14 protein-coding genes are annotated in these 11,847 nt (G+C 40.0%); 4 read left to right on the top strand and 10 right to left on the bottom strand.

Annotated elements, in window-relative coordinates; translation table 11 throughout:
- The first annotated feature begins 5 nt into the window (after window positions 1-5).
- The gene (locus CTY48_RS04645) at window positions 6-533 is read left to right on the top strand and encodes a dihydrofolate reductase family protein (protein ID WP_236354730.1); all 528 of its coding nucleotides are present in this window, start codon (window positions 6-8) and stop codon (window positions 531-533) included.
- A gap of 84 nt (window positions 534-617) precedes the next feature.
- Here CTY48_RS04645 and CTY48_RS04650 read toward each other — a convergent pair whose 3' ends face one another.
- The 3 genes from CTY48_RS04650 to CTY48_RS04660 all read right to left on the bottom strand — a co-directional run bounded on the left by CTY48_RS04650 (window position 618) and on the right by CTY48_RS04660 (window position 3,613).
- On the bottom strand, window positions 618-1,967 hold the full coding sequence (locus CTY48_RS04650) for a glucose-6-phosphate isomerase (protein ID WP_099467349.1): 1,350 nt from the start codon (window positions 1,965-1,967) through the stop codon (window positions 618-620).
- Between the two features lie 78 nt (window positions 1,968-2,045).
- Window positions 2,046-2,765, bottom strand: coding sequence for a hypothetical protein (locus CTY48_RS04655; protein ID WP_099467350.1), 720 nt, complete (start codon window positions 2,763-2,765; stop codon window positions 2,046-2,048).
- 149 nt (window positions 2,766-2,914) lie between these two features.
- Window positions 2,915-3,613: a 5'-methylthioadenosine/adenosylhomocysteine nucleosidase gene (locus CTY48_RS04660; protein ID WP_099467351.1), complete on the bottom strand. Its 699-nt coding sequence runs from the start codon at window positions 3,611-3,613 to the stop codon at window positions 2,915-2,917.
- Between the two features lie 299 nt (window positions 3,614-3,912).
- Here CTY48_RS04660 and CTY48_RS04665 point away from each other — a divergent pair, with 299 nt between their 5' ends.
- Both CTY48_RS04665 and CTY48_RS04670 read left to right on the top strand, forming a co-directional pair.
- Complete coding sequence (locus tag CTY48_RS04665) at window positions 3,913-4,152, top strand: TIGR03905 family TSCPD domain-containing protein (protein ID WP_099467352.1); 240 nt, start codon at window positions 3,913-3,915, stop codon at window positions 4,150-4,152.
- 18 nt (window positions 4,153-4,170) lie between these two features.
- Window positions 4,171-5,229 carry an undecaprenyldiphospho-muramoylpentapeptide beta-N-acetylglucosaminyltransferase gene (locus tag CTY48_RS04670; protein WP_099467353.1) on the top strand — a complete coding sequence of 353 codons (1,059 nt, stop codon included), beginning with the start codon at window positions 4,171-4,173 and terminating at the stop codon, window positions 5,227-5,229.
- A gap of 99 nt (window positions 5,230-5,328) precedes the next feature.
- On the opposite strand, the gene CTY48_RS04675 is transcribed toward CTY48_RS04670, so the two are convergent.
- Window positions 5,329-5,739, bottom strand: a complete 411-nt coding sequence (locus CTY48_RS04675) for an HIT family protein (RefSeq protein ID WP_099467354.1) — start codon at window positions 5,737-5,739, stop codon at window positions 5,329-5,331.
- A 96-nt stretch (window positions 5,740-5,835) separates the two neighbouring features.
- Between CTY48_RS04675 and CTY48_RS04680 the strand changes: the two genes are divergently transcribed.
- Window positions 5,836-6,576, top strand: coding sequence for a sensor histidine kinase (locus CTY48_RS04680; protein ID WP_099467355.1), 741 nt, complete (start codon window positions 5,836-5,838; stop codon window positions 6,574-6,576).
- Between the two features lie 200 nt (window positions 6,577-6,776).
- Here CTY48_RS04680 and CTY48_RS04685 read toward each other — a convergent pair whose 3' ends face one another.
- The 6 genes from CTY48_RS04685 to CTY48_RS04710 all read right to left on the bottom strand — a co-directional run bounded on the left by CTY48_RS04685 (window position 6,777) and on the right by CTY48_RS04710 (window position 11,760).
- A complete protein-coding gene (locus CTY48_RS04685) occupies window positions 6,777-7,766 on the bottom strand; it encodes an SCP2 sterol-binding domain-containing protein (protein ID WP_099467356.1) in 990 nt (329 codons plus the stop codon).
- A gap of 38 nt (window positions 7,767-7,804) precedes the next feature.
- Window positions 7,805-8,440 (bottom strand): rhomboid family intramembrane serine protease, encoded by a 636-nt coding sequence (locus tag CTY48_RS04690; protein ID WP_099467357.1) that lies wholly within the window; start codon window positions 8,438-8,440, stop codon window positions 7,805-7,807.
- A gap of 101 nt (window positions 8,441-8,541) precedes the next feature.
- Window positions 8,542-10,008 carry a DUF6382 domain-containing protein gene (locus CTY48_RS04695; protein ID WP_099467358.1) on the bottom strand — a complete coding sequence of 489 codons (1,467 nt, stop codon included), beginning with the start codon at window positions 10,006-10,008 and terminating at the stop codon, window positions 8,542-8,544.
- A gap of 17 nt (window positions 10,009-10,025) precedes the next feature.
- Complete coding sequence (locus tag CTY48_RS04700) at window positions 10,026-10,469, bottom strand: TadE family protein (protein WP_099467359.1); 444 nt, start codon at window positions 10,467-10,469, stop codon at window positions 10,026-10,028.
- Complete coding sequence (locus CTY48_RS04705; RefSeq protein ID WP_099467360.1) at window positions 10,460-10,885, bottom strand: prepilin peptidase; 426 nt, start codon at window positions 10,883-10,885, stop codon at window positions 10,460-10,462. Before CTY48_RS04705 ends, CTY48_RS04700 begins: the two co-directional genes overlap by 10 nt.
- Before the next feature lie 14 nt (window positions 10,886-10,899).
- On the bottom strand, window positions 10,900-11,760 hold the full coding sequence (locus CTY48_RS04710) for a hypothetical protein (protein WP_143452691.1): 861 nt from the start codon (window positions 11,758-11,760) through the stop codon (window positions 10,900-10,902).
- Window positions 11,761-11,847 lie beyond the last annotated feature (87 nt).

An 11,847-nucleotide genomic window follows, 5' to 3' on the forward strand; every position in this document is an offset into this window, starting at 1 on the left:
TGGTGATGAGTCAGCGTAAATTAGTATTGTATATCGCTTCAAGCTTAGATGGATATATTGCCACAGATGAGCACAACTTGGACTGGCTATTCGCCGTCGAAGGTGAGGGCGATAACGGCTATACAACGTTTTATGAGACAATAGATACGATTCTAATCGGAAGAGTAACTTATGATTGGATTATTGACCATGAAAAAGGTAATTTTCCATACAAAGGCAAGGAATGCTATGTTTTTTCCAGAACTAAGAAGGATGATAACGAACATGTAAATTTTATCTGCGAAGATATCATTCAGTTCTCAAAAGATTTAAAAAATAAAAAAGGTAAAAACATTTGGCTTGTCGGCGGAGGAGACTTGCTTAACACTTTTATCGAAGAAAAGTTAGTAGACGAACTTATTGTCACTGTTTCTCCGATTTTACTTGGTAAGGGAATTCCTCTATTCCGAAACAATAGTTTTCAAACGCCCTTATCATTGAAAAGTATCAACCGCTTTAATCAATTCGTTGAACTTCATTACGAAGTTGTATGATAATGAATATTAACAAATTGCAACGCAATTTCCTATGATATTAAAAACAGGAAAGCATAATCTCTACGCTTTCCTGTCTTATTTTTACAATCTCTTTAATAATTCTTCTCTTTCTTTTTCAAATCCCGGCTTGCCAAGCAATGCAAACATGTTTTTCTTGTAGCTTTCAACACCCGGTTGATCGAACGGATTTACTCCTAACAGATAACCGCTGATACCGCATGCAAATTCAAAGAAGTAGAACAGCTCACCTAAATAGAATTCGTTCTGCTCCGGAATTTGAACCAAAAGGTTTGGAACATTACCGTCTGTATGAGCTAAAATCGTACCATTCATTGCACTTTTATTTACAAAATCCACGCTCTTTCCTGCTAGGTAGTTCAATCCATCCAAATCAACCGGCTCCTCCTCCAATAGGATTTCGCACTGTGATTTCTCTACATTAAGTACCGTCTCAAACATGATTCTGGCGCCGTCCTGAATAAACTGTCCCATTGAGTGTAAATCTGTTGTCAAATCAACCGCCGCTGGAAGAATACCCTTCTGGTCCTTTCCTTCGCTCTCGCCATATAACTGCTTCCACCATTCGGATACATAGTGTAAGCTTGGCTCATAATTGGCAACAAACTCAACCTGTTTTCCTTTTCTTAGCAGGATATTTCGAACTGCCGCATATTTTAAGGAATCGTTATCCTCAAATTTATTTTCTAATGCTCTCTTTCTTCCGCTTGCCGCGCCTTCCATCAGTTTTGTGATATCCGCTCCGCTTACTGCAATTGGAAGCAAGCCTACTGCTGTCAGAACAGAAAATCTTCCGCCTACATCATCCGGCACTACAAAGCTCTCATAGCCTTCTTCTGTGGCAAGCATCTTTAATGCTCCCTTTGATTTATCGGTTGTCGCATAGATTCTCTTGGCAGCCTCTGCTTTTCCATATTTTTCTTCCAATAATTTTTTAAATACACGGAAAGCAATTGCAGGCTCTGTGGTCGTACCTGATTTGGAAATGATGTTCACAGAGAAATCCTTTCCTTCCAGTACATCCATCAAATGCTTTATATATGTACTGCTTATGCTGTTTCCAACGTAATATATTTCAGGAGTTTTTCTGGTTTCCTTAGAAACAGAATTGTAAAAGTTATGTCTTAAAAACTCAATTGCAGCTCTCGCTCCTAAATAAGAGCCACCGATACCGATTACTAAGAGAACATCTGAGTCTCCTTGAATTTTCTGTGCAGCCTTTTTAATATTTTCAAACTCTTCCTTGTCATAGTCAACCGGAAGGTCAATCCATCCTAAAAAGTCATTTCCGGCACCGCTTCTTGATACCAGCTTTTTCTTTGCGCCTTCTACAAGGTCGCCCATCATACTGATTTCTGTTTCATTTACGAACGATAAAGCTTTTGAATAATCAAATGTAACTTTATTTCCCATTTGTACACACTCCTTTATATCACAGGTTTATTGTTATTATTTTATCAGTCTATATTGTAGCAAAGTAGCTCTATGAAATCAAGATAAAAATTGAGTCAGTACATCCTCGATAATCGCCTGTGCATTGCTGTCCAACGAAGTTTCCGTATCCGGCTTTTTATTTTTATCCTTTTTGTGATAGTGCAAGAGAACCTCTTTATTTTCTCTCTTCACCTCACTGATTGCCGGGATTTCCTCGAGCATTTCCCGCTCCTCCTCCGTTATGGCACCTACATTTACAACCTCATGCGTCAGGTGATTTTGAAGCGAGTTTTCAAAAAAATCAACAAGATTTGTGTAAACTACATTTCTCTTATAATCCGTATCTAGGATGACATCTACAAGCTTTAGAATAAGAATGGAGCCTATTCCGTATATTTCATAGAGTGCTCCCATTTTCACACTATAATTCGCTAAATAGCAGATACAACCGCTTGCTATCCCAGCCGTGCCGCAAAGCCACGCCGCTACAATCGGAATACGGTTGTAATGGTACATACTTATTTTCCCTACCTTGTGTTTATACATATATTTATTTACAAAAATATGTACGTTGTTCACGCCCAAGTTTAATTTATGGCAGTTCTCAAATTTCAGCTTCATCTGTTTAATCAACTTGTTTTTTGATGCAGGAACATTTTCTGACTCCTCCATCAGCCTAATATAAATAAGTGTCTGTACCACCTTGACAGCCACCGCAAATACGGTCGCAATAATAATTGCATATCGAATGATTTCCCCTTTTAATAATTCTTCCAAAATAACTACCCCTTTCTCTTTCCATTCTCAAAATGTCCTTATGGCTTTCCCTCATAAACGATTATAGCTTATGCGGGATGGAAAAAAAAGATGGGACAAGGGAAAATCGTTTTACAAAAAGCCTTTATTTACAAGGGTTTTTGACATTTTTACAACTCTTTAAGCATATTCTCCACTAAAATGACGGAATGCTCAATTGCTTTTTTCTCAAAAGTCGGATAGTCTACCGTTGCGCTGTCATCTGCCTTATCAGAAATGGCGCGCAAAATTACAAATGGAATCTGATTCAGATAAGCGGTCTGCGCAATAGCAGCTCCCTCCATCTCCGTACAATAGCCATGGAAATTGTTCTCAATTCTATCCTTTACACCTTTATCCGAGATAAACTGATCGCCCGTCACAACGCGCCCGATATGGGCGGTGATATCCGGTATCTCTCTCTCACAAACCTTTTTTGCCAAATCAATCAGCTCTTTATCAGCAATAAACGTTGACGTCTCCATTCTCGGTATCACACCAAGCTCATATCCAAAGCCCGTCGCATCTACATCATGCTGCATCGCATCGCTTGATATTACAATATCTCCAATATCAATCTTGTTTTGCAGAGAGCCTGCAATTCCGGTGTTAATCACACGGCAAATTCCAAAATCATCTACCAATATCTGCGTGCACACCGCCGCGTTCACCTTGCTGATGCCGCTTCTTACAATCACAACCTCCTTACCATTCAGCGTTCCTTTGTAAAATTCCATTGACGCCTTTTTTACAATCTCGGTCACCTGCATCTTATCCTTTAAAATATTTACTTCTTCTTCCATCGCTCCGATGATACCTGTTACGCTCATTTTAATCTCCTTATTTCTATGTTTAAGTTTTGTATACTATGTTCGTTTGTCCATGCCATAGCTTCATTATAGCAAATTTTTTTTTATTAACCTAGTATATTTCAATATTTTTTGCTATACTTGAAATGAAATGGTTACTGTTTACTGGGCAATATCCCGCGAAGTCAAAATTATGTGTTTACACAATTTTGCGAGGGCTACAAGCGCCAAATCACGTTTTTGGTGATTTGTGTGTATCATATTGCTGTGAACACCGCAAGTGTGAACAGTAACATGAAATGTAGATAGGAGGTCTTGAAATGAACTACAAGACAAAAGGAGTCTGTTCACAAGAAATTAACTTTGAAATAGAAGATTCTATTATAAAATCAGTGGAATTTGTAGGCGGCTGTGCCGGAAATACCCAAGGCGTTGCTCGCTTGATAGAAGGCATGGATATAAACGATGCAATCCATCGTTTAGAAGGCATCAGATGCGGTTTCCGTCCTACTTCATGCCCTGACCAGCTCGCGATAGCACTTCGTCAGGCATTACAATAATCTGGAGGCTGTTTTTTTATGAAACGAATTATACTTACCGGCGGCGGGACTGCCGGACATGTGACACCAAATATTGCTTTGCTTCCAACGCTTAAGGAGGCAAATTATGATATTCATTATATCGGCTCCTATGACGGCATTGAGAAAAAGCTGATTTGTGACTTTAATATTCCATATCATGGTATTGCCTCCGGGAAGCTTCGAAGATATTTTGACATAAAGAACTTTACCGATCCGTTCAAGGTTCTAAAAGGACTGAATGAAGCGGTTAAAATAATGAAGCAGCTAAAACCTGACATAGTCTTTTCAAAGGGCGGTTTTGTATCAGTTCCGGTTGTTTATGCTGCCAAACGATTGCATATTCCGGTTGTAATTCACGAATCAGACATGACGCCGGGACTCGCCAATAAGCTGTCTCTCCCTTTTGCAAATAAGGTATGCTGCAATTTTCCGGAGACGCTTCAATATTTTCCCGATGGAAAGGCTGTACTTTCCGGATCACCAATTCGTCAGGAACTACTTTCGGGCAATAAGCTTGCCGGCTTAAAATTTTGCAATTTTACCGCAAATAAGCCTGTCATCCTTGTCATTGGCGGAAGTATGGGTGCCGTTGCTGTGAACAACGCTGTCAGAAGTGCTCTTCCAAAGCTTCTTGAGCGTTATCAGGTCGTTCATTTATGTGGAAAAGAAAAGTTGGATGATTCTCTTAACGATACAAAGGGTTATGTTCAGTTTGAATATATCAAAGAGGAGCTGCGAGACTTATTTGCTATGACAGACGTTGTTGTGTCAAGAGCCGGCGCTAATGCCATCTGTGAGCTTCTCGCGTTAAAGAAGCCAAATGTGTTGATACCATTGTCTGCTGCCGCGAGCAGGGGCGATCAGCTATTAAATGCCGCTTCTTTTCAAAAGCAGGGCTTCAGTGAGGTAATAGAAGAGGAAAAAGTGAATGATACTCTCTTGATTGACACGATTGACAAGGTGTATCAAAATAGATCATCTTACATTGACAAAATGTCAAAAAGCAAGCAATCAGATGCGATTGGTATTATCGTAAAATTGCTTCAAGATATGTAAAAAATATACACATATTAACAGAGGGTCCGCAGAAATAATGCAGACCCTCTCGTGCGCGGAGAATGTGCTTTGCACATTCTTTTTTATTGCTGCAAGATACTATCCCTTTATCTGCTCAGCAATCGCTTCCATCTCTTCCTTTGTTATCTCGTGGGTGTTCCAGCCAACCTTGGCATCGTCACCCTCAAAGCGGGGGATGAGATGAATATGAAAATGAAATACCGTCTGTCCCGCAGCTGGCTCATTATTCTGAACAATATTAAAGCCATCACAGGAAAGTGCTTTTGTCATTTTCTCTGCCATTTTTTTTGCCAAAACAAATGCCTCTGCTGTCGTTTCTTCGCTTAACTCATAAATGTTTTTAGCATGCTCCTTTGGTAGAATCAATGCATGCCCCTTCGCTGCCGGTCCCATATCCAAAATTACTTTGAATTTGTCATCCTCATAGATTACAACAGACGGAACCTCTCCTTGCGCGATTTTACAGAAAATACAGTTATTATCCTTCATTTTACAGTCTCCTTCCTGATAATGTCACATTATGTTACATTAATTCATTTGTAATATTTATATTTTAATGCTAGACTTAGTTGGGGTGATTAATAAATGCTAAATAACAATGACAGAGAACAACTAGAAAAATTAACGGAAACAAATCCTGAGCTCAAAAATATAGTATCTAGGTTAGCCGAAAGTTATAATTTTAATATCGGCAAGTTTTCGCACGAGCTGCGAAATCCGCTTACGCTTATCAGCAGCTCCTTGCAATTGATTGAAGCCCAACACCCGGAGGTAAAAGACTTTCGGTTTTGGAATGAAACAATGGCTGATATTCAATATGTCCTCTCGCTGCTTGATGAATTAAGCAAATTTAACCAGAGTGATATTTTAAATCTATCTCAATTTGAAATAGGTGAGCTTGTGGATTCTGTTTGTTTTGCTGTTCGCAATGATATCTGCGATTCTTCTTGCACGCTTACCTGCACATACAGCAAATCACTTCCGAAAATAACCGGCGATGCCATTAAGATTCGTCAGGTGATAACTAACCTGATTAAAAATGCAAAAGATGCTGTTAATCCTGAAAATGGCTCTATTCAGGTAACCATACTGGATGTTAATCCGGATAAATTTCAAATATCCATCGCGGATAATGGATCTGGAATACCGGCTGAGTTTCAAAATACGATATTTGAACCATTTGTTACACATAAGGCAAATGGCTCCGGCCTTGGTCTGCCCATCTGCAAAAATATTGTGGAGGCGCATGGCGGAAGCATTACCTTTGAAACACAGGAGAACATCGGAACAACCTTTTACATAACCTTGCCGATTTCTCCTAACTAACACTTGTGCCGGTGAAATGTCATATCCTCCCGGCACAAAAATTGTCACTTGCATTAGTCAAAGCGGATATTCGTAATCCGCTACGCTACTTACTCATAACCTTATTACCACTTCGTGGTATTTCAGTAGGTGCTTGAACACCTACTGAAACAGGCAAGTTGCATCCTCGCTTGAAGAAGCGGGGGACTTCCTTGATAAGATTAAAATACAAATATTTCATCTAACAGGCGAAGCGTTTTAAAATCACCCTTTGCCGTCATCTCGCCCGACATAAAGGCTCTTTGGAACGTCATTTTTCCGTTTATAATACTCTCTATAATCTGATTTGATATTTTTATGTCAACCCCTACATTTTCCCGGTCACCGTAGTAACAATTCAGCTCACCCCGATTTACCTCTAAAATAAGACGTTTTTGGTTATCTGTGACAGTAATGCCAAAGCTGACCTTCACCTCTTTGTTTGGAACAAAGTGTGACTTAAAGTCATTGATATATTCCATTTCATTCGATACCTCTTTAAAATCCATTTTTGATTTAAAGAGATTTGCAAGCTCCTCAATATCTTCCTTTTGCTTCTTCACATACTGGTCATCCGAAGCGTACTTGGACAACTGCTCCGTCTCCTGCGGTGAAAGCTCCATGCCCTTCGTTCTCAGCACATTCTGCTTTACTGCCATATTGCTTGTCGGCAAATTCTTCAGCTTTTGTGAAATCGCTCTGTATAGATTTTCCGATGCCTTTTCAATCAAAACGGCGTAGTCCTCATTCACCTCAAAGCTTGCCAAATCATCCACATATCCGCAGATACCGTTGCATTCCAAACCACCTAGCAAAGTCCATGCGCTTGAGAGTGTAAGACTTGCTTCTCTCTCACCATATGTGGTTGACATAACTACCGGCTGCATATATACATTACTAAGCTTCTCCTTGTCCGCATATAACCAGCATGCATCCAAAAACATCTGCATATAACCGCCAATTCCAAGCCATTCTACCGTTGTTGCTAAAATAATGCCGTCTGCCTCCTTCAGCGTCTGAGGCAATGTCATAATGGCATTCTTCTGCTCAAACAGGTTATACTTAACCGTCTCAACCCTAAGCTCAGTTAACACCTGCTGCATTTTATTGACTACATACAAAGTCGGATCATCAATCAATCCTCTTCCCCCGTAATATATATTAACTCTCATATCTACCTCCTGCATTGTCTCAAACGATTCTCTACTCCTTATTGTATAATATCACTGTCTAAAGGGCAAGAATGTTTTTTTCTCCGATAAAGTAAAATTGCTAAAATAATTCCGCAGATTAAACCGCCAATATGCGCCGCATTATCGACTCCGTTTTCGGAAAAACCGTGATATAACGTAAAAATGACAAGCAGTCCAAGCCTTGCCGACGTCATATCCTCCAATCGCCCCTTATTCACGATTACGATATAAAATAGCGCTCCGATTACTCCAAATATTGCTCCCGAAGCACCTGCCGATACGACAATCTCTCCCTGCAGATAATTGTAACCGCAAGACAAAGCACTGGCGCCAAGCCCGCTAAGCAGATATATAATGAGGAATTTGATTTTTCCGACCGCTCTTTCCAGATTATCCCCCAGAAAGAAAAGCACAAGCATATTATTGAACAAATGCTCTATCCCAAAGTGTAAAAACGTAGATGTAAATAATCTGTAATACTGCCCATAATCCACGATAAGAGGTGCAACCGCAGCACCATGGTTTATCATATATCTGGAATCCTGTGTAGAGCCGCCAAGCTCCAGCACAATAAATACCATGATATTAATCAGAACAATTAAATTCGTGCAAAAAGCATTTCTTTCTATTTTATATTTAAGTTCTCGAAACATCGTCAGTCTCTCCTGTTTTTTTATAAAGAGACATTAACACTTTACGAGAAGAATGTCAATTAGCGAGAAGCCAGATATTTTTTACTGAAAACTACATATCTTTATTGAAACACATACTCCACTGCTGCAAAATGAAGTGTATCCTCCGGAAAAATCTCCACCGTTTCATTTGCTTCCAGTCTTTTTCCGTTATGGAAGGTTCCGTTCGTGGAATTCAAATCCGTGAGATAATAGCTCCCCTCATCCTTTTTAATTTCCGCATGAATCCTGCTTATTGATTCGTTTTGTATCACTCCGTCCACATGCTCTTCCATTTTTCCGATTAAAAAGGCTTTTTCTGAAAGCTCAAAGCTTGGATATTTCTCTTTGCTTGGTGAAAGCTTGTGCCGTGGCTGACGGCATGCAAGCAGTACGGTGTTTCCGTAGCTTTCTGCCTCCGACTCCGGTTGAAAGTTTCTTATTACCGTTTCACTTATCAAAGAACCTTCGCTTTCCATCTGACTGTATCTTGTCACGTTTTGGGATGCTGCTGCTCCTGTTTCCCTTTTTAATACCCAATTCGGCTCCACTGCCACTGTTCTGCCCCGTTTTTCTTCCTCCTCCATGACAATCAAGCTTTCCTCCTGCTCCTCTTTTTTTGCCTCATATTTTTTATAAAACATATAACCTGTCAGCACCGCTGTAATTAGAAGCACACCGCCAATTTTTAGGAAAATATCATTACTTAATTTTAAATCGCTTATAACTTCTCTATTCTGATAGAGAAAATAACTCAATAATGCCAGAGCTGTCACGATCACGATACCTCCCATTGCATACAGCTTCTTACTCCTTTCCTTTTCTTGGGAAGCATCATTTTCTTGTCTTTCCTCTGTATCAAGATAAGCCGGCTCTGTCACTATTTTTCTGCCCCCCTCTATCTTGTTACTTCTTTCTATTTTGCTGCCTTTCTCTATTCTCTTACCACGTTTTAACTCTGTCTCACTTTCAGCAATATCTTCTTTTCCTTCCTCATTTTCCTGCCCTTCGTCACTGGCAATGGAATTTAAAATATCTTTTAGGGAATAGTTTTCATTCATCGTCTGGCGATATAGCTCATAGGCAGTCGCCACCGCATGCTTGTCCTCATGGTTAATTCTCTCAAGAATATACGCCGTGAGCGCGTGAAAACTTTCGCTGATATCATGTTCATAGCCCGGCATATAACAAAAATATATCCGACTGGTCTCAATATTCATATAAATAACATCCGGTTCCAGTACAAAATCATTTGGATTCAGCAGATATTCCTCACTGTTTTCAATTACCTTTAGAAAGCTTGTGATAATCACATTCAGCTCTGTCTCCCCAATTTTCTTCTTTTCATAAATACGGGCAAGCGGCTGCTTTGAGGTTATTTCATAAAAATATTTTACGACTCCGTCTAGCTTTCTTACATTGCATCTCAATATAGCCGGAATCTCATTTGAAATCAACATCCTCATGCGGTAGTCCTCAACGAGCCCCGCTGCCTCATCACTTAATATCATATAATTATTGTTTAAATCCCGTTTAAACTCCCGGTTCATAAAACTCCCCCTATCTTTTACCGCCCAAGCAAATTTTCTAAAATCCTGCAATTTCGGATAAATGTTACCGGCTCTAACCGTTTCATCGATTTTTCAGCGTTTATTGTATAATTATTTTTTAAAAAGACCGATGATACAAGATACATACTTGGAAATTGAAATTTCCCGCTGCATGTCACGGTAATCTTTTTGTTTTCCACCTGAATATCTGTCGTGATTCCCTTTGTTGCAATCACTTTATTCAAAATGACGTTCTGACTTTCCTCCTCCAATTTTTGTTTTATCTGCGCATTTGACAAGATTTTTTCGTTTGTATATCGGTTTGCCAGAATGATCGTACCCTCGGCTATTACCGCCCTGTCATGCAGAAAAAAGCTTATAAAAATTAATGCAACAAGCGTTCCTAAAATAAGAGGCATAAGCAAAGCCGCCTCTATCGTATAGCTCCCCTTTAACTCCATACCATTAAGCCCCCCAAAAAAGCAAGAAACAAAAACGGGATAAACGGAAGCTCATAGTTTCTTCCCACCAGCTTACCGATTAAAAGTAAAATACCAACTCCTGCGGCAAGAAATGCGGCAGACATAAGAAGAAATAAATTATCAAAAAAACCTAAAAACAATCCCGTTACAACCAAAACAATGCCGTCTCCTTTTCCAATTTTCTCCCTTGTGACAAAGCACACCAAAAGCGCTGCCAGCCCGATTGTCATCCCCCCTAGAATAGAGAGCAGGGAAAGAGGTTTATATATAAAATTGCATGCAACCCCTGCCACGATAAAGGGGAACAGTAACAATACATTGATTCTCTTATATACCAAATCCATTATTCCGGCAATTCCAAGCATACTTGCCACCAGTATTTTTATTGTATCCATAAGCCCTCCTTATTCTAATACCCACATCTTGAGCAAGGTGTCCTATCCCCTGCCTCAGAAATCGGAATCGCAGTCACATCCCTTCGGATACCGCTACAATCTCGCACCTTGTGATATCTGTCTCCCGTGTCTGTAATATAATAGAAATCAGTGTCCGGCCTCTCCCCGCAAATTTCACACTCATGATATTTTCCTCCGCTGCTGTTTCTAAGCAGAGCGATCTCCCCCTTGCTTACCGTCGAGATGGAGAGTTTGATATGGGTGCATAATCTGTCTCTATGATAAACCGTTCCAGTCTTTGTAATATATACAATTTCCTCCTCGGCATCCTCTCCCTCTCCTTTCGCAGATTCATAGCCTGTCCATCCCCTGATTCTTGCCCGCTGCATCACTCGCACCTGGCTTAAATTAAAAAAATTACATGGAATTTCTATTTTATAGAGCGCCACGATATCTACCATATCGTCCTCTTTCATAAAGGAGGACAACAGAAGATTTATTCCACTCTCAATATGGTTATGCTCATAATAGTACTCTCCTAACTCCTGTTTCACCTGACTGCCTACATACACGCTGCTGAGTGCTCCTGCTGCCACATCTTTCAATTGTCCGCTCGCAATCAAGCTGTTGCTCTCTGCCCGGCTATATACATAAGCATAAAGTGCGAGGTCTTTCCCTTGCTTATATAGCTCGTTTCCGATTTCAGCCTCTGTCCTTATTACCTCCGTAAAATACATAAAAAAACAAATTGCAAATAAGAAAAGAGGTAATACCAGTGCAGTCTCCACTGTAAGACTTGCCCGTTGCGAGGTGAACGAAGACACCCTTCCCGTCTCGGAGGTCCATCTGCCATTTGGGGTTGACAGTTTTTTCATGGATAAAGAAAATCGTGGAGAGTGTTGTTTTATTATATTTTTTATGTTCCGTTTGTGGAAAGGCATCTTCCTTCACCTCTTTTCTTA

The sequence above is a fragment of the Konateibacter massiliensis genome, from assembly GCF_900184995.1.
Taxonomy (GTDB): domain Bacteria; phylum Bacillota; class Clostridia; order Lachnospirales; family Lachnospiraceae; genus Lachnotalea; species Lachnotalea massiliensis.